This is a genomic window from Pseudomonas sp. B329 (genome assembly GCF_023127835.1).
Classification (GTDB): domain Bacteria; phylum Pseudomonadota; class Gammaproteobacteria; order Pseudomonadales; family Pseudomonadaceae; genus Aquipseudomonas; species Aquipseudomonas synxantha_A.
This window is the reverse complement of the sequence record NZ_SPKP01000015.1, coordinates 115,366-139,130: the sequence shown is the minus strand read 5'-3', so window position 1 is coordinate 139,130 and position 23,765 is coordinate 115,366. Positions and strand designations below refer to the sequence as shown.

The window sequence follows — 23,765 nt, the reverse complement described above, 5'->3', positions numbered from 1 at the left end:
CAAGCGAGCACTCCTTGCAGGCCTAGGGCTATGGATGGGGCATCAGTGTCGCGCAACCCACTTGCAGCAACTGCACGAAATCCTTGGGGGGCAACGCCTTGCTGAAGAGAAAACCCTGGCCCTCTTCACACTTGTGGGCCTTGAGGAAATTGAGTTGCTCGACGGTTTCCACGCCTTCGGCAATGATGTTCAGCTCCAGGCTCTTGCCCATGCCGATGATAGCGCTGATCAGTTGTTCGTCCTGGTTATTTACGCTGAGGCCGCGCACGAAGGACTGGTCTATTTTCAGCACATCGATGGGAAAGCGCCGCAGGTAGCTCAGACTCGAATAGCCGGTGCCGAAATCGTCCAGCGCCAGACGCACGCCTATGGCCTTGATTCTGCGCAGGGTATCTACGGTCTCGTCGACATTCTGCATCAGCACGCTTTCGGTGATTTCCAGCTCCAGCTGGGCGGGCGGCAGGCCGGTTTGCTTGAGGATGGCGGCCAGGTTGTCGACGAAGTCCCGTTGGCGAAAGTCGATCGCCGAGATGTTCACCGACATGCGCAGCGGCGCCAGGCCCAGATCCCGCCAGGCTTGGGCTTGCTCGCAGGCCTGGCGCAACACCCACTGGGTCAGGCGCACGATCAGCCCGCTGTCTTCGGCCACCGGAATGAACTGCGCCGGGCTGATCCAGCCTGACTGCGGTTCAAACCAGCGGGTCAACGCCTCGGCGCCGACGATCCGCCCGGACGCCAGATCCAGCTTGGGTTGGTAATGCAGGACGAACTCATGGCGTTCCAGGGCCTGGCGCATCGCGCTCTCCAGGTTTTGCTGGTGCTGGGCGCGGCGGTTCATGTCTTCGGTGTAAAAGCTGAAGTCGTTGGGGCCACGTTCCTTGCTGGTGCGCATGGCGGTTTCGGCGTGCTTGATCAGTTGCACCGCATTGGTACTGTCATTGGGGTAAATGCTGATACCCAGGCTTGCGGTGACGTTCAGGTCGTGCCCCGCAATATGACGCGTTGCGCTGACGGCGCTGAGCAGTTTTTGCGCAATGTGTTGGGTTTGCTGAGGGTGTTGGATATCGTTGAGCAGGATCACGAACTCATCGGCGCCGTAGCGAAACGTTGAATCCGAAGCGCGTACCGTCGCCACCAGGCTGCGACTGACGTGCTGCAGCACTTCATCGCCCACCGGATAGCCGAGGGCGTTGTTGATGCGTTTGAAGCGGTCCAGCCCGATAAACATCACCGCCAGTTGCGAGTCATGCCGCCGGCCCAGGGCGATGGCCTGGGTCAGCCGGTCGCCGAGTAACGTGCTGTTGGGCAACTCGGTGAGGGCATCGTATTGCAACAGGTGCGAGACCTTGAGTAGTTCCTGCACGCGTTCTTCAATGATGCGTTCCAGGCCGAGCACCTTGTGGGCCACGTCCTGGGCCAGTTGCCATTTCCAGGTCAGTGCGCTGGCCATCTGGCGGATTTCCAAGGGGTCGAAAGGTTTTTTCAGGATCAGCAACTGATCGCTGTATTTCAGTCGCGCTTCGATGGCCTCAAAGGAATAGTCGGAGTAGGCGGTGCACAGGGCGATTTGCAGGTTGGGGTCGACGTTCCATAGCTGTTCGATGGTTTGCAGCCCGTCCCAGCCGGGCGGCATGCGCATGTCGATAAACACCATGGCGTAGGGGGCGTTGTCCGCCAGCGCCTTGTTCACCAGCGCCAGCGCTTCCTGACCCTGGTAGGCGGAATCCAGCTCGAACGCTTGGCGCAACGGTGCAGTGGTGCCGAACAGGGTCGACTCCAGGGTATCGAGGGAGGGCTTGCCGTCTTCATCGGCGCAGAGGATCTTGCGAAAGTCCTGATGGATCGAGGCGGTGTCATCGACGATGAGGATGCGACGGTTGGCACGTTCACCTTGGGTGTTCATGGCGCGTCTGGCCTAGGCAAAAGACTTGATGGCATAGCGATTCCTTCCCTGGCTGGACTGCGTAGCTCGGTGCCCACTGGCAGTGACAGCATAGTCGAGCTCCTTGATATCGACGGCCACTTGGCGTCAAATCAACAGCGCTGTGCGCCGGGAGCCGGTACGGGCACGTCCCCCCTCGTCAATCTAGCTTAACTTCGTTCAATTTGAAGGCAGAGTCACCATGGATGAACAACTCGCTACGAAGTCTGCCGTTTTGCTGGTTGACGATGAGGAATCGATCCTCAATAGCCTGCGCCGCTTGCTGCGCGGCCAGCCTTACGAGGTGTTATTGGCCACCAGCGGCACCCAGGCGCTGGAGATCATGGCCAGTCGGCCCGTGGATTTGGTGATGAGCGATGCGCGTATGCCCGGTATGGACGGGGCCACGCTTCTGGCGCAGGTTCACCGCCTGTATCCCGCCACCGGCCGCATCCTGCTCACCGGTTACGCAGACCATGACACCATCATCAAGGCAATCAATGACGGGCAGATCCACCGTTACATCAGCAAGCCCTGGAATGACGCAGAGCTGATACTGGTGCTGCAGCAGTGCCTCGAACACCAGCGGCTCCAACAACTGACCCGCGAGCAGAACGAGCAGCTCAAAGCGCTCAACGCCACCCTGGAAAAACGCGTGACCGCGCGCACCGCCGAGTTGCAGCAGACCGCCGATATGCTCGACCTGGCCTATGACGAGCTCAAGCGCAGCTACGTGACCGGCACTGAAGTGTTTTCGCTGTTGGCCAACCTGCGCTTGCCCAAGAACAAGCAGACCAACCGCGCGTTGATCGAGCTGATCCGCGTGTGCTGCGCCGCCCAGTCCCTGGACGAAGCCAGCACCCGCGACCTGACCATGGCCGCCGCGCTGTACAACATCGGCAAGCTGAGCTGGAGCGACAGCATGATGGTGTCGCCGGCGGACAAGCTGCACAGCACCGACCGCGCGCAGTATCGCGAGTACCCGACGCAAAGCGAATCACTGTTGATGACCCTGGAGCCGATGAAGGATGCAGCGCGGATCATTCGTCATCATCAGGAACGGTGGGACGGCTCGGGGTTTCCCGACCACCTCAAGGGCGAGGTCATTCCGGCGGGGGCGCGGTTGTTGAAGCTGGCGGTGGATTTCATCGAGCTGCAAAAGGGCTTGATCCTGGAGCGGCACCTGAACAGCGACGAAGCGCTGCTGTATATCCGCAAATACGCCGGGCGTTTGTATGACCCGACGCTGGTGGAAGACTTTGTGCTGGCCTGCGCGACTTTCCTCAGTGACGTGACCCTGGGCGACCCCACGGTCAAAGTCCTCACTACCCGCGAACTTGAAGCCGGGATGGTGCTTGCCCGCAACCTCAATGCCGACAACGGCATGTTGCTGCTCAACGCCGGCAAGGTGTTGAACCTGCCGCTGGTAGACAAGCTGATTGCCTTCGAAGCCATGGAGGGTGCCAAATACAGCATATTCATCAAACAACCGGACGAGACCTCGATTCCTTCATGAGCCATTCAACTATCCGCATCGCCGCCGCCGTCCTGATCGATAAAGACGGCCAAACCCTGCTGGTACGCAAGCGCGGCACCCGGGCCTTCATGCAGCCTGGCGGCAAGATCGACGCTGACGAAACCCCGCTCCAGGCGTTGGCTCGTGAGCTGCACGAAGAGCTGAACCTGCACATCAATCCGCAAGAAGCCGTGTACCTCGGCCAATTCTCGAGCCGGGCCGCAAACGAGCCGGGTTTTATGGTGCAGGCCGATATGTACCAGCTGCATATCGACGTGGCGGTCGAACCGGCGGCTGAAATAGAAGAAATATGCTGGATCGACCCCATGGGCGACGGTGGCCTGGAGTTGGCGCCGCTGACGCGTGAGTTCATCCTGCCGCATTATCGTGCTTCCTTGTTCAGCGCATGATGATTCGCCCGCTGCAGGCTAGCGATGCCCTGGCGTATCGGGCGTTGATGCTTGAGGCTTATGGCGCTTATCCCCAGGCGTTTACCTCCAGTGTTGCCGAGCGCGCCGCGATGCCCCTGAGCTGGTGGGAAAAACGCGTGAGCAGCGCGCTGGATCATCTGCTTGGCGCATTCGAGGGCGACCAATTGGCGGGTATCGTCGGTCTGGCGTTCGAACCGCGGGAGAAGGCGTGGCACAAGGCAACATTATTCGGCATGTATGTGAGTGCGGCTTATCAACAGCGAGGCTTGGGCCGGCAACTGGTAGAGGCCGCTCTGGAGGAGGCCCGTAGGCACCCGCGGCTGGAGCTGATCCAACTGACTGTCACTGCCGGGAATGAGGCAGCGTTTGCGCTGTACCAGCGTTGCGGCTTCATTCAGTACGGCTTGGAGCCGTTGGCGGTGCGGGTAGGTGAGGAGTATTTCGACAAGATCCACATGTGGCGTGAGTTAAAAGATCAGTGATATCCAATGTGGGAGGGGGCTTGCTCCCGATGGCGGCCTGAAAGCCGACGACGATCTAACTGATGCCACACGATTCAAATGTGGGAGGGGGCTTGCCCCCGATGGCGGCCTCAGGGTTGGTTGGGATGCTGAATCAGACCGAGTACATATCCGTTATTTGGGGCACGGCTGCTATTGGTTCCGCTTTTACAGCGGGTCACTTTCGAAAAGCGCGAAAGTAACCAAAGCGCTCTTGCCCCACCACTCGGCACCTCGCTTAGGCTCGGTGTGCCCTCACTCCGGCTTGAATCCGTGGGCCGCCGTCATGGGTCATCCTTGGCCCAGGACGGCTAACCCGGCGTCCTGCCGGGTTACCCACGGATTCAAGCCTGCGTTCGGCCAGCGTGGTTTGACGGGGCGCTTAAAATCAAAAGCAGATCAGGATCAAGAGCGGCTCGCTTCGCATCGTGGTTACCGTTGGCGGCTGCGAAGTCGCTTAACGCACTGCGCTGACCCCATCCAGGGTGGAAAACGACGTGTCCTTGGCCGTCAGCAAGAAGTCGCGCATGTACGGCGCATCCAGCATGTCCGCCCGAATGCCCGCGTACAGCGTGGCGAACAGACCTTTCTCGCCCAGGCGCTTGGCCTTCACATACCCGCGTGAGCTGTACTCATGCAGCGCCCAGTGGGGCATACCGCAGACGCCTCGGCCGCTGGCCACCAGTTGCATCATCATCACCGTCAGCTCCGAGGTGCGTACCAGGGCGGGTTCCACGTCGGCCGGTTCCAGGAAGCGGGTGAAGATGTCCAGGCGGTCTCTTTCCACCGGGTAGGTGATCAGGGTTTCCGTCAGCAGATCTTCCGGCACAATGTATGACTTGTTCGCCAGCGGGTGCTGGTTGGCCACGGCCAACATGGCTTCGTAGGTGAACAGCGGCACATAGGTGATACCCGGCAGCTCCAGCGGGTCGGAAGTCACCACCAGGTCCAGGTCGCCACGGGCCAGGGCCGGTAGGGGGGCGAAGGCAAAGCCGGAGGCCAGGTCGAGCTCGACCTCCGGCCACGCATCGCGGAACTGGTCGATAGTGGGCATCAGCCACTGGAAGCAGCTGTGGCATTCGATGGCCATGTGCAGGCGCCCGGCGGTGCCGCCTGCCAGCCGTGCGATGTCGCGTTCGGCGCCACGCAGCAAGGGCAGGGTGGCGTCCGCCAGTTGCAGCAGACGCAGTCCTGCGCTGGTGAAGCGCACAGGCTTGGTCTTGCGCGCGAACAGCGGCATGCCCAGGCGCTCTTCCAGTTCCTTGAACTGGTGGGACAAGGCGGACTGTGTCAGGTGCAGGCGCTCGGCTGCCTCTACCAGGCTGTCGGCTTCACGCAGGGCATGCAGTGTTTTTAGATGACGGATTTCCAGCACTGTCGCCTCCATGAATAGTATTTGCGCACAATAATAATTCATTGAAAGCTCTTCATGTTGGCCGCCCACCTATTGGGCTTACTTCAGCGCCTGGAAGTGCATTCTGGCGAAGGGCTTTTCGATAGACCCACGCCAGATTTTAGTGTCTGCAAATGCCAGTCCCTCTGCTGCGGCTTGCCATTTCATTCCCAGGTAGCGTTGTTCAAAGCGCTTTAAATGCGCCTTGGGGAAACTGTCGAACGAGGACTGCAGCGCGTCATAGTGAAAGTGCGCGTACCAGATCGGTTGGTCAGCCTTAGCCTGCCGGTTCGAGTCGTAGATCTCGTATTCCTGCAGGTAGTCGTCTTTGCCGTCAGGGCGTTTGTCCCTGAGCTTTTTACGCGCGCCGATTTTTCGAATCACCACTCGGCCTTTACCGGCCAGATAGTCCAGGTAGCCTTCAGTCGGCGTTGGGCTTTCCAGGCTGCGTTGGATCCGTAAGGCTTCGCCTGCCTGTTCAAGCGCAGTTGCACGAGTGCGTAATTGATCGACAATCGGGTTGCCCGCGTCCAGGCTTTGCACGTTGTTGGCGCGAATCCTGAGTTGTTTGGCTTCGGTGACCAGCCTGTGTTCGAGGTTGATCGGCTCCATGGTTTTGTACCCTCGCACCTGCTTTTCAAAAGCATCCACTGCGTCCAGGCGGGTACGGGCATCCGCAAGCGTGGCGCGGCGGTCGGTGGGCAGCGCAGGCGGGGCGGCGGCAGGTTGGCTCTGGGTCGGGTTCAAACGGTAGGTGTTGCTGTCGCCAACCCTATCCCATACCTCAGTGGGATTGCCGTCGGCGTCGCTGATGATGAATTGTCGCGGTGATTGTTGCCCGGCGGGTTTTTCGGTGCCTATCAATAGTTGCCCGTCCTCGGTTTCAAAGGCCTTCCGAGTAGCGTTTGGATTGGGCTCGGAGGCGGGTTTCTTGATGGCCCGTTCGGCTTTTCGAATCAAGCGGTCAAGGTCTTTTTGCATGAGTTGGAAAAAGTTCGGATCGAAATGATCTGGTGACCTCTCGTTCCAGGCACTCAGATCACGTGAGAATTCTTCATAGACCTTGATGCAGTTCTGCAATATTCGATTGCGTTCGACCCGGCTGATATTGGCTTCGGGTAGGGTCATGTGCGCGGTTAGAGCGCGGCTGACGTTGTGCCTGGCCTGATTCACCGCAGTTTCCTGGTAGATCCAGTCAATGCCCACGGTTTGCTGTCGGCGGGTGATGGGGTGCAACAGTTGGCCGCTGCGCATACTGGTAATGCGCAGGTCGGTAAATTTCTGCTTCCAATGAGCCAGGTTGGCCGCGACCTCAGTGCGCGCCGTTCTGGCGGTAATGCGTTTGCTCCAGGTGCCCATGTCCTTCATCGAGCGCTCTATCACGTTAAGATCATCAAGTATGTTCAGGCGGCATTGCCTCACTTCATTGAGCAGTGTTTGAGTGATGGGGGAGGCTGGAGACAGGTTATCCAGTTGCTGGGTGATCGCGATGGATCGGTCAAGTGACGCCACGGAACGGTTGCTGGCATGGTGAATCAGGTGATTGAGTCGGTCCGACACAATGTGGGCTGTTTTACTCAGTTCTGCTGCATAGTTGAAGTCGGGTAGGCGGACTTGCTGTTGCTGGGCCAGTTCGAGCGACGTATACATCTTCTTGGCGCTTTCGATGTCCCTGGCCAGGTCGACATCCAGGGCTTTGCTGTCTGTTGTTCTTTGAGTGGACGTGGTTGAGGGGGTTGGATAGTCGCTTGCGTATTTTCTTAACTTTGCGGTGCTGGCATCGACTTGGGTCTTAAGGTTGTTGTATTGGGTTGTCACATCGTTACCGAGCGTAGCGCGCTGCGTATTGACCTCCAGCGCGGGTGCCGGGAGTTGCCGATTGACCGCCGGTGGAACGCTGCCCGGCTGGGCTTCCCCACGCCCTCTGCGCCGGCTGCCACCGCCATAAACGGTGTTGCGACCACCATGCAGCGCTCCGTAAGTGTCCCATTGCAGGGCAGGGTCCAGTTCAACGACCACACTGTCGTACCTGTTTCTGGCAATCAGGCGCATTTCTCCGGTGCCGGCGTCGTACCTGACTCTGTAATAACGCCCTTCACTGAAGATGAAGTAATCGCCGGACACGTTATGGCGCAAGGTGTGGCGATAGGGCCCGGTCAACACCGGTTGCAGGCTGCCGCTTGCAAGGGGGTCGGGGTGTTCGAAGCCAGCGAAGCGCTGGCGAGTGGTGGTGCCCTGGCGGCGTTTCAAGGATCGCCAGAAGCTTGGGCTTGGTGCCTGTTTGCCTTGGCGTGCTGCGCTCAGTTGGCGGGCGGTGCTGGCGCGTGCGCTGGGCACCGCGGCCATGGCCAGGGCATCCATGGCCGCATACAACAGGCTTTCGAACACCGAGGCCAGCAGGTCGATGCCATCGCCGATATCACCGCGCCGGAACGCAGCAACCGCCTGATATAGGCTGATGCCAGCGTCTACCAGGGAGACGGCGGTGCCAACCACCGGGACAATACTGAGGGCAATTTTGATGCCGTTGAACACCCTGGCGCTTTGAAGATGGTACCTCTCATTGGCCAGATCATCGTTGGAGCGCGAGTCATTACGATGGGCTTCGAGCAGGCGGCCCCTATGGGCATTCAACTGATGGACAGCCAGCGAAGTGGTGGCCGGCCAAGCAAAGCCTGACTGGATCATCGCGTTTTGGTCTTTGTCGATGGCCTGGCCGATGCGGCTGATGTGTGCCCGTACGTCCCCCTTGATTGCACGGCCCGCGACATACTCCAACATGCTGTCGAGCCGGCACAGTTCAAACAGAGCAAGGCGCGCCTTTTCAAGGCTGGCATAACCGCGCAGGTAGCGTTGGTCGGGGGCGTCGGGTAGGTAGAGCACGATGCTCCCGCTGTTCTGTTCCTCAATGAATGTGATACCCGATAGTGTGATCGGGCTTTCCTGGTTTGTGTCCTTGCCGCCTATGCTCAGGTGGGCCGGCAACAGGCGGATGCGCTTGCCATCGACATCCCAGGCGCTCTGGGTATCGGCATCGATCGCTGTATTGAGGGTACTCAGTTCGTCGCTGTTGATATGGTTTTGCATGACCGCCAGCAGGCCTTGGGCCTTGAGCATCAGACGCAGGGGTTCGACCAGGCATTCGCGGCGGTACTGTTTTTGGAATGTAGACTCCTCCGGTGAACCATCGAAGGCCCTGATAATCCGCGTTTCATAGCGTTGCGCCAGATTGAGGTCCTTGACCATGGCCGCCAGATAGTGGCTGGTGACACCCGCCTTCAGGGTGTTGCCTTCGAGGGGATCATCGGCCGTCACTTCGACGCTCACGAACCCCAGGCGCAGACTTATATCAGCGCCGATGTTGAGTAAGGCCAGGGTGTCCAGGGTCATCTTGCTGCGTTTAGCGCTGGGGACATCGATCATTTTGATTGGCGAGCCCGGCGCGGCACCGGCAACGATATCGCGCTTTTGCGCCACCGAGTCGGGCAGCTCCAGCTCCAGGGTAAAACCTTTTTTAATGCCGAAATCCTTGCGCAAGCGTGCATCCAGCTGTTGGCTGACAAACACGTCACGTGCTGGCAGCGAGCGTCCAAACAAGGCCTGTGAACGGGTCAGCGCGGGGATATAGGCGCTCAGCAGTTTCTTTAGGGTTTCGTGTTTTTCTGTGGACGGTAGGCGCATCCACGGTTGCATGTCGTTGGCCAGCACCTGGGCATTGTATTGCTCGATGAGTTGCAGGTACGCGGCTTCGCGTGCCGCGTTATCCGGGATCAGCAAGCTCGGCAGCGTTTGTGCACGCAGTCTTTCCAACTCACCGGCTAGCGTTGCGGCGTCTTCCGGGGCGGACCAGGTTTGGCGCAGTCTCGCGGCTTTTTCTTCGAAGGCGGTTTGTTGACTGCTCAGGCTGTACTCGAAGGGATCTTGGGCCAATGGCTTGAACTGCAGGGCCAGTACCTCATCTTGGGGATGGATGGCGAACAAAGCTTCTTCCAGCGCCTGTCGGGAGGCGAAGCGTTGCAAGCCGCCGTCGTTACCGGGCCAGTAGACGAAATGCGTGCCGCTGCCGGTGGTTGGGGTTTGCGGGTCCTGGGGGGGAAGCAAGACCAGCGGCCCGTTGAGTTCGGTGTGTGTCGGCTGGAGATCGCCGGGCCGCTTGACCGACAACACCAACGTCATGACGTCAGGCTCAAGCGTATCCAGGGCACTGGTGATCTGTAGCAGTTCGGCTTCGGTGATCTGGTCCAGGGCCCGCTGAATGTTCGCCTCGATCCGCAGCCCCTGCAGGCGCGCCTGGTAGAGCGCGGAGTAGTGGGTGTTGAGTGCGGCGAAATCCAAGTGTCTACGGTTCAGCATGGCGCGTGCCGCGTCTTCAGCGGCGCGTTGCTGCACTTTCAGGTTGTCCAGTTGCTGTTTGAACGATTGCCAGGCTGGGCTCGTCGGCGTGTTGCTGCCGAACAGTTTTTCCAGGGCGCGGCGGTGCTGTCTTATCAGGACCTTGCGTTGGCTGGCGTGCATGCCGTTATGCAGCAGGCCGAACTGTGGCAGGTTACTGTCGACCTGTGCATCGACGGTCGTCCCCGGTTGGTCGGGCGCTTGCGCAAAGAGTGCCTGGGCCCGGCGCTGAACATCGCGTTGGTCAATATGCTGGCTGGCCTGGTAGGCATTGTGGATCTTGACGTGGGCCAACGGCTTGATCGCGTCCTGGTACTGCTGGTTGGCCAACTGCTTGAGCCAAAGGTTGAGGCCGGCTTCCAGCGGGTTGTTGTTGATCTTGTACTCGATACTGGCCAGGGGATCGATATTGCTGGCTGCGAACAATGTGGTTTGCCGGTCGAGCAACCAACGCTCCAGGTCCAGGCGCCGGCTAAAGGTATGCCAGGCAGGCGCCTGTGTCGGCAGGTACACCAGTTGGCTGACCGGTTGTTCTGTATCCAGGGTCAGGACCCAGGCGCCGGGCAGCGCGATGGCATTGGCCCCGGTGCGCTTGAGCAACAGCTGCTCGACGCAGAATTTTGGCGCGTCGGCCGTGGGCGCTACCGGGTTGATCAGCGAGAACAACGGTGTGAGCACTTCGGGATGGATCTTTTTTTCGGCCAGCAAGTGTTCACCACTGGCTTCGAAGTGGATCCGGTAGAGTTCGATCGCCCGGTTGAGGCAGGTCAGAGGCGTATTGGGGGCCCGCTCCGTGCGCCAATAGCGCAACCAGTTGTCCTCGATCGCTTGCTCCAGATCCAGGGTTTTAAGCTCATCGAGCAGTTGGGCAACGGTGTGTTGCGCCAGGGGCGGTTGCGCCGGCAGGTAAAGCAGGTTGCATTCCGGTATTTGCGTCGTGTCCAGGTTTGGGTGTTGTTGCAGGTAGAGGCAGGCATCGGTCAGGCTGATCAGGCTGCGGCCGCGTTGTTCGGTAGCGGGGAATTGCAGCATCACGCGCTCGCCGTCCAGTTGCAGATCGGTTTGGAGCAGGCGGTTGATCGAACTGCGAACCGTCGGAATGCCGGCCATCAGCGTGAGCATATCGCGGCGGCAGTCTTGCCAGCGTTGGGTGGCGTCGACCAACAGGTCTTCGTCAATGCTCGGTAGCGGCAGTGGAGACCAGACGCCGAAATCGGTGGGGCCTGTAGTGTGGGTCATGGTTTCAATCCTTGAAGTAGGGCGTTGGAGCGCACAGGCCGCTACGTTGCGGACTGTGCTGAAGTGAACAAGCTTTATTCGCTGGCGACCCAAAGGGGACGGTGCTCACGAAAAAAGAGAGCCTCATTAACGTTGAGCAAGAGGAAGGTTGTGGCCTACATAGTTAGAGGCCGATGACCGCTCGGCGTCATTCATCAAATTGTCACGCAACTGTGGCAGCGCGCTTGAAAAAACTTCATCAGACTCGCGCTCTACTGGGGTTCTGCGTTTCGGTGTTTTTCATGCGTGTGTTGCTTTTACTGGCCGCTCTGCTATTCGGCCTGCCGTCCTTTGCGGCTTCTCGATGTGATGTCAATGTCCCGACCCAAACCGTCGACCTGGAACAGGTGAGCATCGCCTACCAAAGTATCGGGCGGGCGTCGGACCCTGCCTTGCTGCTGGTGATGGGCCTGGGTGGGCAGTTGATCCATTGGCCGGATGAAGTGGTGGTCGCCCTGTGCGAGCAAGGGTTTCGGGTGATCCGTTACGACAACCGTGACGTCGGCCTGTCCACCTGGCGGCAAGCGCCGGCCAGTGCCAACCTGACCTTCGAGGTGCTGCGCTACAAGCTCGGTTTGCCGGTGGCTGCGCCGTATACATTGACCGACATGGCCGACGACGCGCTGGGCTTGATGGATGCGTTGCAGGTGCAGCAATTCCATGTCCTTGGCGCAAGCATGGGCGGCATGATCGCCCAGCACCTGGCGGCAATGGCGCCGCAGCGGGTGGAAAGCCTCACGTTGATCATGACCAGCTCCGGCGCCGAGGGCCTGCCCGCCCCGAACGCGGCGCTGGTGCAATTATTGTCACGGCGCAGCGCGCCCAATCGTGAGGTGGCCCTGGAGCAGCAAGCCGATTTGCTTGCGGCGCTGGGCAGCCCGAATGTGAAGGATGATCGTCAGGCGTTGCTGCATCAGGCGGCGCTGTCCTACGACCGTGCGTTCAACCCCGAGGGCGTCAAGCGCCAGATCATGGCGATCCTCGCCGAGCCCAGCCGCGTGCCGTTGCTCAACCAACTGCGCGTGCCGACCCTGGTGGTGCACGGCACGGCCGATCCGTTGTTGCCGGTGATGCACGGCGTGCACCTGGCCGCGCATATCCAGGGTAGCCAGTTGAAACTGATACCCGGCCTGGCCCACCGTTTCCAGGAAGCGTTCAAGGCGCCGTTGCTGGCGGCTGTGTTGCCCTACCTGCAGTCTCATCGTGAAGATACCGCGCACTGGGCGCAGATCGACTTGGGCGAGCCTTCGAAGGTGTTGTGAAGTTGGTGTATCGTGCAACCTTTGCGGCGCATTCAAGCCAGCGAGGTTGCCTACCATGAGTACTCCCCTGAAAATCGATTTCGTCAGCGACGTGTCCTGCCCCTGGTGCATCATCGGCCTGCGCGGCCTGACCGAAGCCCTCGACCAGCTTGGTGCCGAGGTGCAGGCCGAGATTCATTTCCAGCCGTTCGAGCTGAACCCGAACATGCCCGCCGAAGGTCAGAACATCGTCGAGCACATCACTGAAAAATACGGCTCCACCGCCGAAGAATCCCATGCCAACCGTGCGCGCATCCGCGACATGGGCGCAGCGTTGGGCTTCGCTTTTCGCACCGACGGCCAGAGCCGCATCTACAACACCTTCGATGCGCATCGCCTGTTGCATTGGGCCGGGTTGGAAGGCTTGCAGTACAACCTCAAGGAAGCACTCTTCAAGGCGTACTTCAGCGATGGCCAGGACCCGTCCGACCACGCGACCCTGGCGATCATTGCCGAAAGCGTCGGCCTGGATTTGAAGCGCGCCGCCGAAATTCTCGCCTCTGATGAATATGCCGCCGAAGTGCGCGAGCAGGAAAAACTGTGGATCACCCGCGGAGTGAACTCGGTGCCGACCATTGTGTTCAACGACCAGTACGCTGTCAGCGGCGGCCAGCCGGCTGAAGCCTTTGTGGGCGCGATTCGCCAGATCATTGCCGAAGCGCGATCCTGACGCCGCTCTAATGTGGGAGCTGGCTTGCCAGCTCCCACACTTGATACTCATTGTTTTCAAAAACGGCGCTCATCCAAACGCTGGCCCATCCCTTGCATTACCCCCCTAAAGCCCGGCCGGCCTGCGGTTGGGCGCTGCCATTAGGGGTGAAACACTACCTTGAACATACTTGACCTCGACCACAGCCTTACCGGCCAGGCACCCATTGCCCGACGGTTGGCCAACGGCCGGGCCACGCGTCTGGACCTGCTCGATCTGGGGCCGAAACTGCGCCTGTGGTCCACAGAAAAAACCTGGAAACGATTCACCGAACGCCTGGCCCAACGGCCTCGGCCCAGGGATGCGCGCCCGGAAATCCTGTTTGTCGGCTCCGGTGACTATCACCACCTTACGCCGGCCTTTTTGGCTGATTTGAAAGAGCCCGTCAGCCTGATCCACTTCGACAACCACCCCGACTGGGTACGCTTTGCGCCCAAGCGCCACTGTGGTTCTTGGGTCAACCGCGCACTGAAGATGCCGGCGATCAAGCGCATCGTCACCCTCGGCCCGTGCAGCGATGACCTGCATAACCCACAACTGCGTGGCGGCAACCTTGGCGCGCTCAAGCGCGGGCAATTGCAGCTGTTTCCCTGGCAGCACCCGCCGTCGAAGGTCTGGGGTCGGGTCGGTGATGGAGCGGGTCACCAGCAGCAGGAAAACCACCTGCACTGGCGCAACCTGGCAGAGCTCGATTGGGCGAAATTCCTCGACCAGATGATCGCCAGCCTGCCCACCGAAGCGATCTGGATCACCATCGACAAGGATGTGCTGGCCAGCGAAGACGCCGCCACCAATTGGGATCAGGGCGGTATGCGCCTGACCCATCTGCTCCAGGCCCTGCGGGCGTTGGCGGCGCACAAACGCATCATTGGCATCGACGTGTGCGGTGAGTTCGCCACGCCGGTGTTCAGCAACGCGTTCAAGCGCTGGGAAGCCAAGTCCGACCAGCCGCCGCCGCAGCGCTGGAGCGTGCAAGATTTGCAGCGCAATGCCGCGACCAATGAGGCCTTGATCAACCTGTTTGAGGAGCTGTTCCCGTGACCCTGACCGTGGTGTTGCTGCTGGCGTTTTCCATTGTTCTCGATGTGATTGGCCAGCTGTGTTTCAAACTGGGCGTGGACCGCTTACCGCAACTCGATGGCGGGTTCAGCCTGCGCGCATTCTGGGGCCAGGTGTTCAATGCACCGTTGCTCTGGGCCGGTGTGGGCGCCTATGTCATCGAGTTTTTCGTCTGGCTCGAAGCCCTGTCCCGTGCGCCATTGAGTCTGCTGTTTCCGTTGGCGGCTTTGGCCTATTGCCTGGTGGTTCTGGCGGGCAGGGTGGTGCTCAAGGAAAGGGTCAGCCCAAGGCGTTGGCTGGGTACGCTGGTGATTACCTTGGGTGTGATGTTGGTCGCGATTGCGGGGAGCCAGGCATGACGACGCAGACAGTCGATAGCGGTTGGTTACATGGGCGCCTGGGCACCCTGGTGCTGTGGGCGCTGCTGATTGCCACCGAAAGCGCCGGGCAATTGTTTACCAAGGTGGCCGGTGATCAATTGGGGCAGATGGATTTCACTTGGCAGTGGCTGGCCGACGTGGCGCGTAACCCGGGGATCCTGGCGGCGATTGCCAGTTACCTGGGGGCGTTTTTTGTGTGGATGCTGATCTTGCGGCGCAGCAGTTTGTCGCTGGCGTTTCCCCTGAGTTCACTGGTGTTTGTGGCGGTGCTGCTGGGGTCGTGGTTGGGGTTGGGTGAGCACATCAGCCTGTTGCATTGGGTGGGGGTGGGGGTGATTATCGGTGGTATCGCGCTTTTGGCTGAGGGCGAAGAGCACTGAAAACTGTGCTGCGAATCACAGGCAAAATGTGGGAGGGGCGGTGCGACGATGCGACTTGCCCCTCCCACATTTGGATGTGCTTACCTAAGGCAGAACTGCATCGGGTTCTAATCGAAGGTGTAGCTGATCGCCGTCTGCACCTGCCCCTGATTCACCTCGCCGGCCTGCTTGACGATGCTGCTTCGGGCCGCCGAGCCAACCAGATGCACCCAGCTTGCGCTGGTCAGCAGCGACCAGTGGGGCGCCAGGGGAAAGGCGAAGCTTTGGCTCAACGTCACGTTCTGGAAGCCGCCGCTGGCGTTGTAGGGCCGAAAGCCGGTGGCGGCGGCTTCGTTGTTGTCTACGCCAAAGAAGGTATTGGCCTGGCGTGCATCGGCAAAATGCGCCACCAGCCCACTGCTGCCGATAATCCCGCCGCCCAACGGGTAGCCCAGTTCGCCGCCGATCTTACCCAGGGTGCCGCTCTGGGAATGCCCGCCGCCCACGGCCTGGCCCAGTTGCGCGTAGACCCGCCAGAAGTTGGCCGGGGCGTACTGGATGAAACCGCCGACCTCAGCCATGTCCGACACATTGCGCAAGCCCTGCAACTCACCGTTGGAGGTACGCCCTGCCAGGTAATTGATATAGGGGCCGGCGGTGATGCCGTGGGTGTTCAGCGCGCTCCAGGTCAAGCCGTCGTCGGTGCTCAGGCTGACGTCGCCCCAATCCAGGTCCAGGTAGGGCACGGGCCGGGTTTCGTAGCGGCTGCCGGTGGGGTCATGGGGCTGATAGCTCAGGCCCGCGCCCACGTCGCCGCTGATGCCGTCTGCCCAGGCGGCACTGGAGCAGCCCCATAGGCCGAGCAAACCTGCGAATACGGCAGAAGTGATGTTGGTCATGGTGTACGTTCCTGAGGTGACAGGCGCGCATGAACGCGCAAACCCTCGCGCCTGCGCAAGCACTCATGTTGTTTGTAGCAAGCTACAAAAATTGTAGCTTGCAGCACGCCTATCACTGCGAATCTGCCGGCAAACCCCCAGCCCCACTGGGTTTTGACTAGTTGGCACACTCCCTGCTCTATCCCTGTTGCAAGCGCATACAGCGCGCTCTCTCAGGTACAGGTAGATGATCCACTGGCATATCGTGTGTGACTTCGATGGGACCATTACCCCCACGGATGTCATCGACAACGTCCTCCAACGCTTCGCCGGCCCCGAGTGGGAAACCATTGAACAGCAATGGCTGGACGGGCATATCGGTTCACGCGAATGCCTGAGCCGCCAACTGGCGCTGATCAAGGCCACCCCAAGCGAACTGCTGGCGTATTTCGACAGCGTCGAGATCGACCCGGACTTCCCGGATTTCGTTGATCACGTCATGGACCTGGGCGCCTCTATCGAGGTGGTCAGCGACGGCATCGAGCAGGGCATCGCGCGCATCCTGTCGCGCAATTACGTGACCTTGTTGCCGATCCTCGCCAACCGCCTGCGCCAGGTCGACCAGAACAGCTGGCGTATCGACTTCCCCTACGCCAGCGATGCTTGCCGCGCCGCTTCCGGCAACTGCAAGTGCAAATCCACCCCGCGCAACAAGCGCGTACTGGTGATCGGTGACGGCAAGTCCGACATGTGCGTGGCTTCCACCGCCGACTTCGTGTTCGCCAAGGGCAGCCTCGCCGAGTACTGCGTCGCCAACCAGATTCCTCACGCGCGCTTCGACACCTTTGCGCAAGTGACCGCACTGCTGGCCAAGCTGCCCCAAGGCATCGCCGCCAACGCCACCACCTTCAACACCTCTTCTGACACTCAGGAACTCTTCCATCATGTCTGATATCCGTATCGCTACCGCCGAAGACCAGATCCTTCTGGATAAAGAAGCCAAGTATTGCTCCTACGGCGACACCGTTCACTACATCGAGCCTCCGCGTATTTTCAGCCGTTGCGAAGGCTCCTACGTGTGGGACACCGAAGACCAGGCTTACCTCGACCTGCAAATGTGGTACTCGGCGGTCAACTTCGGCTACGCCAACCCGCGTCTGAACAATGCGCTGAAACAACAGATCGACACCCTGCCGCAAATTGCCAGCCAGTACCTGCACAAAGGCAAGATCGAGCTCTCGGAAATGATCGCGGTCGATGCCAAGAAGAAGTTCGGTCTCGACGGCCGCGTGCACTTCAACGTCGGCGGTTCGCAGTCCATCGAAGACTCGTTGAAGGTGGTACGCAACGCCAGCAACGGCAAAAGCCTGATGTTCGCCTTTGAAGGCGGCTACCACGGCCGCACCCTCGGCGCCTCGTCGATCACCTCCAGCTTCCGCTATCGTCGTCGCTACGGCCACTTTGGTGAACGCGCCAACTTCATCCCATTCCCTTACCACTTCCGTGGCCCGAAGGGCATGACCAAGGAAGAATATGGCAGCCATTGCGTGCAGCAGTTCGCCCGTTTGTTCGAGACCGAATACAACGGCGTCTGGGACCCCAAAACCAACCAGTGCGAATACGCAGCTTTCTATGTCGAGCCGATCCAGGGCACCGGCGGCTACGTGATCCCACCGATGAACTTCTACCGCGAGCTCAAGCACGTCCTGGACCAGCACGGCATCCTGATGGTGTCCGACGAAATCCAGATGGGTTTCTACCGCACCGGCAAGCTCTGGTCGATCGAGCACTTCGATGTGCAGCCGGACGTGATCGTGTTCGGCAAGGCCCTGACCAATGGCCTCAACCCATTGGGCGGTATCTGGGCCCGTGAAGAGTTGATCAACCCGAAGGTGTTCCCGCCAGGTTCGACTCACTCCACCTTCGCCTCCAACCCGTTGGGCACCGCCGTCGGCCTGGAAATGTTCAAGATGACCAACGAAGTCGATTACGGCGCGATGGTCATGGCCAAGGGCAAGTTCTTCCTGGAAGGCTTGCAGGACCTGCAAAAACGCTTCCCGATCATCGGCGATGTCGACGGCCTGGGCCTGGCGCTGCGCTGCGAAATCTGCGGCCCGGACGGCTTCACCCCAGACAAGGCGACCCTGGACTACATGGTCGAGGAAGGCATGAAAGGCGACATGGTGGTGGACGGCCAGAAGCTGGGTCTGATCCTCGACGTGGGCGGTTACTACAAGAACGTGATCACCCTGGCACCGTCCCTGGAAATCAGCTACCCGGAAATCGAATTGGGTCTCAAGCTGCTTGAGCAACTGCTGGTGCGAGCGACCAATCGGTGAATGCGCAAGGGATCGACCTCGGTGAAGGTACCGCCGGCTTCGTTCTCGGTGAAGGTCCGGTCGGGATCCTGTTGATCCACGGCCTGACCGGCACACCGACCGAGTTGCGCCAGGTCGCCAAGGGCCTGGCCAAGACAGGCAATTGCACGGTGTATGTGCCCACGTTGGCCGGGCACTGCGGCGATAACAGCGACTTGCAGGCTACCGGCTGGCGTGACTGGTACGAAGGCGTGCGCAAGACCTTCCTGCAGGTCAAGCAACGCCACGGGCAGGTGTTTGTCGGCGGCTTGTCCATGGGCGCGGTGATGTCCATGTATGTGGCCGCCGAACACCCAGGCCAGGTCGCCGGGCTGCTGATGTACTCCACCACCCTGAAGTACGACGGCTGGAGCATCAACAAGCTGGCGTTCCTCACGCCGTTGCTGATGAAGATTCCATTCGGCGTGCACGTTTGCAGCTTCGAAGAAAAGCCGCCCTACGGCATCAAGAATGAGCGCCTGCGGGCCATCGTCGAGCGACAGATGAAGGAAGGCGAAAGCAGCGAGGCCGGTTTGCTGACCATGGAAGGCATTACCGTGCGCGAATTGCACCGCATGAACGCGGTGGTCAAAAAGCGCATGCCCGACATCAAGGTGCCGGCGCTGGTGCTGCATTCGATCGAAGACGACATCACCAGCCGCTGGAACGCCGACTACGTGGAACGCCACCTCGGCGGCCCGGTGACCAAGATTTTGCTGGATAACTGCTACCACATGATCACCGTCGACCTGCAATACCGACGGGTAATCGAGCTGAGTGCCGAGTTTGTCGAGCAGCACACAGCCTTCAGGTCAACGCCGGTCAAGGTGGGAGCTGGCTTGCCGGCCATGGCATCACTGCGGTCTGCCTGACGCACCGAGGCCAGCTCTCACATTTGATCGGCGTTCGCCATAGAAATAAGGGCAATCTGTGATAACCACCCAAGCCTTCCCGACCATCCGGGCGATCCAGCGCGATGCCTGGAATGATTGTTTTCCCGGTGCCCTGGAGGATTGGGACTATTACCTGGCTGTAGAAAACGCCGCTATCGATGATTTTCAGTGGCGTTACCTGGCGGTCTACGAAGATGAAACGTTAGTGGCTGTGGCTGTTGCGTTCATTACCCATTATCGCCTCGACACCACGGTGTCGGGGGCGGGCAAGCGCGTGACCGAACGCCTGGCTCGCCTGTGGCCGCAGGCTTTGCAATTGGCGCTGTACGCCATTGGTTCGCCGGTGGCTGAGCGTTGTGATGCGGGGGTCGCCAGCCATGTGCCCGAGGCCCGCCGCGCGTTGTTGTTGCGCCAGTTACTGGCGGCTGCGCGTCGGGATGCCGACCACTTCGGTATTGGGTTGGTGGCGGTCAAGGACGCGCCGACCAACGACCCGCATTGGGCCGACAGTTGTCGTGCGGCCGGCTTTCAGACCATGCCGAGCTTGCCGACCGGGGTGTTGCCGTTGCCCTATGGGTCGGTGGATGCGTACCTGGGCTCGCTGGGCAAATCCACGCGCAAGGACCTGCGTCGCAAGCTACGGGCACCCGGGCCGCGCATCGAGTGGCGGCACAACGTCGATGATGTGCTGCCCCAGATCATGCGCCTGTACGAGGCCACGCTTGCGCGCGCAGATCTACAGTTCGAGCGCCTGCCTGCCGCTTACTTCACCGGCGTGCTTGAACACCTTCACGAACGGGCGGTCTGTGTTCTTTACTGGGTGGACGAACGCCTGGTGGCGTTCAACCTGATCCTGCTGGATGAGCAGCGGCTGGTGGATAAGTTCTTTTGCCACGACATCGAATTCAGCCGTGAGTACAACCTGTACTTTCGCAGTTGGCTGACCAATGTCGACTATTGTATTGAGCACAATATCCCGGTGTACGAGTGCGGCCAGGCCGGGTATGCCAGTAAACTGCGGCTGGGGTGCGAGTTCGAGGGCAACAGCCTGTTCTTTCGCCATCGCAACTGGCTGGTCAACGGCCTGCTCAAGCTTGTAAAACTGTTTATTCGACCGGATCGTTCCGACCCTGCCATGGCTGCTGCGATAAGCGAAACCTGATGATCACCAAGACCCGCCAGAAAGCCCGCCCCTTTGCCATTTCGCGTTGGAGCGTCCAGCGCAAGCTGGTGCTGGCGTTCTGGCTGGTCAGCGTTATTCCGACCATGATCGCCGCTGAGCTGGCCGCCACCACGCTGTCGCAGATTTTCGACAGCAACGTGCGTATCTGGCTGCAAGAATCGACCAAGATCGTCAAGGATGAGATCGGTGACATCCTTCATGACAACGCGCGCATGGCCAAGCTGTTCTTGCGCTATACCAGCCCACCGTCGTCCAAACAGGCGGCCAAGCATGACCGGCTGACCGCCGACATTGCCGATGCCACCGATATCGACGTGGTCGCGCTGATTCGCACCAGCGACCACAAAGTGGTGTTCAGCACAGCCGCCGATGACATCGTCAGGCAGATCAACCTGACCAGCAATGCCGTGCTGCAGACCGTGCAAGTCGCGGGGGTGAGCACGGGGCTGGTGGTGTCAACCTTCGAGACCAGCCGCGATGGCGTTGATTACCTGTTGTTGGTGGCGACCTACCTGGACAGCAGTTTCCTCACCAGCGTGGCCGATGTGCACTCCCTGGACCTGCGTTTGTACCTGGCCAACCCGGCGGGTTTTTCCGAGATATTTTCCACCCAGCGTTTCGAGAATCACCCTTCGCGCATCCCGAAGAACGTCGAGGCCGCGCTGCGCAGCACCAAGCAGCCCAGCGAGCAATTCACTAACCAGTACAGCGGTTTGTACTGGCCGATCTTCAATGATGCCGGCGAACTGCAAGGCGTTATATTCAGCGGCCTGTTGCGTCACACCAGCCTGGTAGGGCTGGTGAACCAGAGCAACCTGTTCGTGCTGATCTTCCTGCTCAGCTCGGCGCTGTCACTGGCGGCCGGGGTGCTGGTGTCGCAGCGCCTGACCAAACCGCTGCGCGACTTGTCCCAAGGTGTGAACGCGGTGATTTCCGGTAGTTACGCGCATCGCGTGGTGGTCAGTGGTGGTGATGAACTGGCGCAGTTGAGCAGCACCTTCAACCACATGACCGAGCGCCTCGGCGAACTGCACCACCTGGAAGCCCAACTGCGTCGGCGTGATCGGCTGCATGCCCTGGGTGAAGTCGCCATGGGCCTGGCCCATGAAATCCGCAACCCGCTGGGCATCATCAAGACCGCCACCCAATTGTTGCATCGGCGGGCCGACCTCGCGGAAACCGATAAGCGTCACCTGGAGTACGTCATCAGCGAGGTCAGCCGCATCAACGAGCTGATTACCGAGTTCCTCGATTTCGCCAAGCCCAATCCACCGATACGCGTGCTGCAGCCGGCACGTGCCCTGGTGGAAGAAATCCTCGGTTTCTGCGGCCCGGAGCTGAGCACTCACAATATTGATGCACAGATTGACGATCAGGCGCCCGACGCCACGATCTATGCCGATGCCAAGCAGCTCAAGCAGGCTTGCCTCAATCTGATACTCAACGCCATCGACGCGATGCCCGAAGGCGGGCGCCTGACCCTGGGCATCCGCAACGTGGGCGACAACACGGTGATCAGCATCGCCGATACGGGCCAGGGTATCCCGGCGGATATGGTCGAGCGTATCTTCACGCCGTTTGTCACCACCAAGGCATCGGGCACCGGACTGGGCCTGGCCAAAGTCTATTCGATCATGGAAAGTCACGACGGCAGCATCGAATGCGCCAGTGAGAAAGATGCCGGCGCCACCTTCAGCCTGTACATTCCGGCTAACGGTGAAGACGACGGCGAGGATGAGGACGGGCATGACGCATAACGTATTGGTGGTGGACGACGAGCCCAAGCTCTGTGATTTGCTGACCCAGGCCCTGAGCCAGAACGGTATCCAGGTGTTCAGCGCGGGCAACGGCCTGCATGCGCTCAAGGTGCTGGGCGAGGAGGACATCGACCTGGTGATCAGCGACTGGCGTATGCCGGGCATGGACGGGCCGGCATTGCTGGCCGAGATCAAGGTGCGCTATCCACAGGTGCCGGTGATTGTGATGACCGCCTACAGCACGGTAAAAAATGCCGTGCAGTCGATGCGCAACGGTGCCTATGACTACATCGCCAAGCCGTTCGATATCGACGAGCTGGACATCACCGTGGCCAAGGCCCTGCAATTTCGCGACATCATGCGCGATAACGCGCGGATGCGCGCCGAGCTGGATGAACATGCGCAGTTCGACAGCCTGGTGGGCGACAGCCCGGCGTTTCGCAAGGTGCTGCAAGCCGTGGATTCGGTGCGTGACAGCAGCGCAACCATCCTGCTGACCGGCGAAAGCGGCACCGGCAAGGAAATGGTCGCCCGCGCCATCCACAAGCATGGCAGCCGCGCCGACAAACCCTTTGTGGCTGTCAACTGCGCGGCGATTCCCGAAGGTTTGCTGGAAAGCGAGATGTTCGGCCATCGCAAAGGCGCCTTCACCGGCGCCGTGGCCGACCGGGTAGGGCGCTTCATGCAGGCCGACAAGGGCACGCTGTTCCTCGATGAAGTGGGGGACATGCCCCTGGCGTTGCAGGCCAAGATTTTGCGCGCCTTGCAAGAGCGGGTCATCGAGCCGGTGGGCGACCCACGCGAGCGCAAGGTGGATGTGCGGGTCATTGCCGCCACCAACAAGAACCTGCTGGACGCAGTGGCGAACAAAGAGTTTCGCGAAGACCTCTACTACCGCCTCAACGTCTTCCCGATTCCATTGCCGGCCCTGCGTGAGCGCGTGGAAGATATCGCGCCCCTGGCCCGGCATTTCGCCCAGACCTTGAGCGCCACCGCCGGTAAGCGTATTACCGGCTTCAGCCCCGAGGCATTGCAGGCGATGGCGGCGTATCACTGGCCGGGCAATATTCGCGAGCTGCAAAACTGCGTGGAGCGCGCGACCATCGTGGCAGCGTCGCCGGTGATCGAGGATATTGATTTGCCAGGGTATCTGTTTGCTTCAAAACCGAGCGAGGGCGATGTGACGGCGATCCTCAGCGACGGCCCGGGCGTGCCGCAGGATCTGGATGCGGCGCTGGCCGAGGTGGAGAAAGCCTACATTCTGGCGGCGTTGCAGGAGAGCAACGGGGTGCAGGCCGCGGCGGCGCAGCGGATCGGGATTTCCGAGCGCAGTTTCTGGTATCGACTGAAGAAACTGGGCATTCAGGTCGACAAAATAGTCCGCTGATGCTGCGTAGCTAAAAAATGTGGGAGGGGGCTTGCTCCCGATAACGGTGTGTCAGTCAGTACATATTTCCC

Annotated in this window: 18 protein-coding genes; 14 read left to right on the top strand and 4 right to left on the bottom strand. The window is 60.3% G+C overall.

All coding sequences use genetic code 11. The annotated features are described in order from the left end of the window. Positions 1–28: 28 nt before the first annotated feature. Entirely contained in the window at positions 29–1,903 is a 1,875-nt protein-coding gene (locus E4P00_RS10330) for a GGDEF and EAL domain-containing protein (protein ID WP_216090809.1), read from the bottom strand. A gap of 220 nt (positions 1,904–2,123) precedes the next feature. Here E4P00_RS10330 and E4P00_RS10325 point away from each other — a divergent pair, with 220 nt between their 5' ends. The 3 genes from E4P00_RS10325 to E4P00_RS10315 are packed head-to-tail and all read left to right on the top strand — an operon-like array spanning position 2,124 to position 4,350. Continuing rightward, positions 2,124–3,437, top strand: a complete 1,314-nt coding sequence (locus E4P00_RS10325) for an HD domain-containing phosphohydrolase (RefSeq protein WP_248131346.1) — start codon at positions 2,124–2,126, stop codon at positions 3,435–3,437. Next, positions 3,434–3,847 carry an NUDIX domain-containing protein gene (locus tag E4P00_RS10320; RefSeq protein ID WP_078820390.1) on the top strand — a complete coding sequence of 138 codons (414 nt, stop codon included), beginning with the start codon at positions 3,434–3,436 and terminating at the stop codon, positions 3,845–3,847. The genes E4P00_RS10325 and E4P00_RS10320 overlap by 4 nt, the downstream gene beginning before the upstream one ends. Then, positions 3,844–4,350 carry a GNAT family N-acetyltransferase gene (locus E4P00_RS10315; protein ID WP_032877554.1) on the top strand — a complete coding sequence of 169 codons (507 nt, stop codon included), beginning with the start codon at positions 3,844–3,846 and terminating at the stop codon, positions 4,348–4,350. Before E4P00_RS10320 ends, E4P00_RS10315 begins: the two co-directional genes overlap by 4 nt. Before the next feature lie 475 nt (positions 4,351–4,825). Here E4P00_RS10315 and metR read toward each other — a convergent pair whose 3' ends face one another. Continuing rightward, positions 4,826–5,743, bottom strand: coding sequence for a transcriptional regulator MetR (gene metR / locus E4P00_RS10310; RefSeq protein WP_005785216.1), 918 nt, complete (start codon positions 5,741–5,743; stop codon positions 4,826–4,828). A gap of 78 nt (positions 5,744–5,821) precedes the next feature. Beyond that, entirely contained in the window at positions 5,822–11,392 is a 5,571-nt protein-coding gene (locus E4P00_RS10305; protein ID WP_248131344.1) for a DUF6543 domain-containing protein, read from the bottom strand. A gap of 281 nt (positions 11,393–11,673) precedes the next feature. Between E4P00_RS10305 and E4P00_RS10300 the strand changes: the two genes are divergently transcribed. The 5 genes from E4P00_RS10300 to E4P00_RS10280 all read left to right on the top strand — a co-directional run bounded on the left by E4P00_RS10300 (position 11,674) and on the right by E4P00_RS10280 (position 15,260). Continuing rightward, complete coding sequence (locus E4P00_RS10300; protein ID WP_032877553.1) at positions 11,674–12,693, top strand: alpha/beta hydrolase; 1,020 nt, start codon at positions 11,674–11,676, stop codon at positions 12,691–12,693. A gap of 55 nt (positions 12,694–12,748) precedes the next feature. After that, on the top strand, positions 12,749–13,402 hold the full coding sequence (locus E4P00_RS10295) for a DsbA family oxidoreductase (protein WP_248131342.1): 654 nt from the start codon (positions 12,749–12,751) through the stop codon (positions 13,400–13,402). Positions 13,403–13,561: 159 nt separating this feature from the next. Next, a complete protein-coding gene (locus E4P00_RS10290; RefSeq protein WP_103733406.1) occupies positions 13,562–14,482 on the top strand; it encodes an arginase in 921 nt (306 codons plus the stop codon). Beyond that, complete coding sequence (locus E4P00_RS10285) at positions 14,479–14,859, top strand: EamA family transporter (protein WP_032877549.1); 381 nt, start codon at positions 14,479–14,481, stop codon at positions 14,857–14,859. The genes E4P00_RS10290 and E4P00_RS10285 overlap by 4 nt, the downstream gene beginning before the upstream one ends. After that, positions 14,856–15,260, top strand: coding sequence for an EamA family transporter (locus E4P00_RS10280; RefSeq protein WP_078820405.1), 405 nt, complete (start codon positions 14,856–14,858; stop codon positions 15,258–15,260). The genes E4P00_RS10285 and E4P00_RS10280 overlap by 4 nt, the downstream gene beginning before the upstream one ends. 107 nt (positions 15,261–15,367) lie before the next feature. Here E4P00_RS10280 and E4P00_RS10275 read toward each other — a convergent pair whose 3' ends face one another. Continuing rightward, complete coding sequence (locus tag E4P00_RS10275; RefSeq protein ID WP_005785228.1) at positions 15,368–16,138, bottom strand: MipA/OmpV family protein; 771 nt, start codon at positions 16,136–16,138, stop codon at positions 15,368–15,370. Positions 16,139–16,364: 226 nt separating this feature from the next. Here E4P00_RS10275 and E4P00_RS10270 point away from each other — a divergent pair, with 226 nt between their 5' ends. The 6 genes from E4P00_RS10270 to E4P00_RS10245 are packed head-to-tail and all read left to right on the top strand — an operon-like array spanning position 16,365 to position 23,694. Then, entirely contained in the window at positions 16,365–17,069 is a 705-nt protein-coding gene (locus E4P00_RS10270) for an MtnX-like HAD-IB family phosphatase (protein ID WP_032877547.1), read from the top strand. After that, positions 17,062–18,456 (top strand): aminotransferase class III-fold pyridoxal phosphate-dependent enzyme, encoded by a 1,395-nt coding sequence (locus E4P00_RS10265; protein WP_005785231.1) that lies wholly within the window; start codon positions 17,062–17,064, stop codon positions 18,454–18,456. The genes E4P00_RS10270 and E4P00_RS10265 overlap by 8 nt, the downstream gene beginning before the upstream one ends. Next, positions 18,453–19,346 carry an alpha/beta fold hydrolase gene (locus E4P00_RS10260; RefSeq protein ID WP_005785233.1) on the top strand — a complete coding sequence of 298 codons (894 nt, stop codon included), beginning with the start codon at positions 18,453–18,455 and terminating at the stop codon, positions 19,344–19,346. Before E4P00_RS10265 ends, E4P00_RS10260 begins: the two co-directional genes overlap by 4 nt. Before the next feature lie 58 nt (positions 19,347–19,404). Then, a complete protein-coding gene (locus tag E4P00_RS10255; RefSeq protein WP_248131340.1) occupies positions 19,405–20,529 on the top strand; it encodes a GNAT family N-acetyltransferase in 1,125 nt (374 codons plus the stop codon). Continuing rightward, positions 20,529–22,307: a HAMP domain-containing sensor histidine kinase gene (locus E4P00_RS10250; RefSeq protein WP_078820407.1), complete on the top strand. Its 1,779-nt coding sequence runs from the start codon at positions 20,529–20,531 to the stop codon at positions 22,305–22,307. Before E4P00_RS10255 ends, E4P00_RS10250 begins: the two co-directional genes overlap by 1 nt. Further along, positions 22,297–23,694: a sigma-54 dependent transcriptional regulator gene (locus E4P00_RS10245; protein ID WP_005785239.1), complete on the top strand. Its 1,398-nt coding sequence runs from the start codon at positions 22,297–22,299 to the stop codon at positions 23,692–23,694. The genes E4P00_RS10250 and E4P00_RS10245 overlap by 11 nt, the downstream gene beginning before the upstream one ends. Positions 23,695–23,765: the final 71 nt, after the last annotated feature.

Bases quoted from the DNA above. Each gene is read 5' to 3' on its own strand.
- E4P00_RS10325 (WP_248131346.1), top strand. From the start codon at position 2,124: ATGGATGAACAACTCGCTACGAAGTCTGCCGTTTTGCTGGTTGACGAT.
- E4P00_RS10245 (WP_005785239.1), top strand. From the start codon at position 22,297: ATGACGCATAACGTATTGGTGGTGGACGACGAGCCCAAGCTCTGTGAT.
- E4P00_RS10295 (WP_248131342.1), top strand. From the start codon at position 12,749: ATGAGTACTCCCCTGAAAATCGATTTCGTCAGCGACGTGTCCTGCCCC.
- E4P00_RS10250 (WP_078820407.1), top strand. From the start codon at position 20,529: ATGATCACCAAGACCCGCCAGAAAGCCCGCCCCTTTGCCATTTCGCGT.
- E4P00_RS10320 (WP_078820390.1), top strand. From the start codon at position 3,434: ATGAGCCATTCAACTATCCGCATCGCCGCCGCCGTCCTGATCGATAAA.
- E4P00_RS10315 (WP_032877554.1), top strand. From the start codon at position 3,844: ATGATGATTCGCCCGCTGCAGGCTAGCGATGCCCTGGCGTATCGGGCG.
- E4P00_RS10270 (WP_032877547.1), top strand. From the start codon at position 16,365: ATGATCCACTGGCATATCGTGTGTGACTTCGATGGGACCATTACCCCC.
- E4P00_RS10275 (WP_005785228.1), bottom strand. From the start codon at position 16,138: ATGACCAACATCACTTCTGCCGTATTCGCAGGTTTGCTCGGCCTATGG.
- E4P00_RS10300 (WP_032877553.1), top strand. From the start codon at position 11,674: ATGCGTGTGTTGCTTTTACTGGCCGCTCTGCTATTCGGCCTGCCGTCC.
- E4P00_RS10330 (WP_216090809.1), bottom strand. From the start codon at position 1,903: ATGAACACCCAAGGTGAACGTGCCAACCGTCGCATCCTCATCGTCGAT.
- E4P00_RS10265 (WP_005785231.1), top strand. From the start codon at position 17,062: ATGTCTGATATCCGTATCGCTACCGCCGAAGACCAGATCCTTCTGGAT.
- E4P00_RS10305 (WP_248131344.1), bottom strand. From the start codon at position 11,392: ATGACCCACACTACAGGCCCCACCGATTTCGGCGTCTGGTCTCCACTG.
- E4P00_RS10280 (WP_078820405.1), top strand. From the start codon at position 14,856: ATGACGACGCAGACAGTCGATAGCGGTTGGTTACATGGGCGCCTGGGC.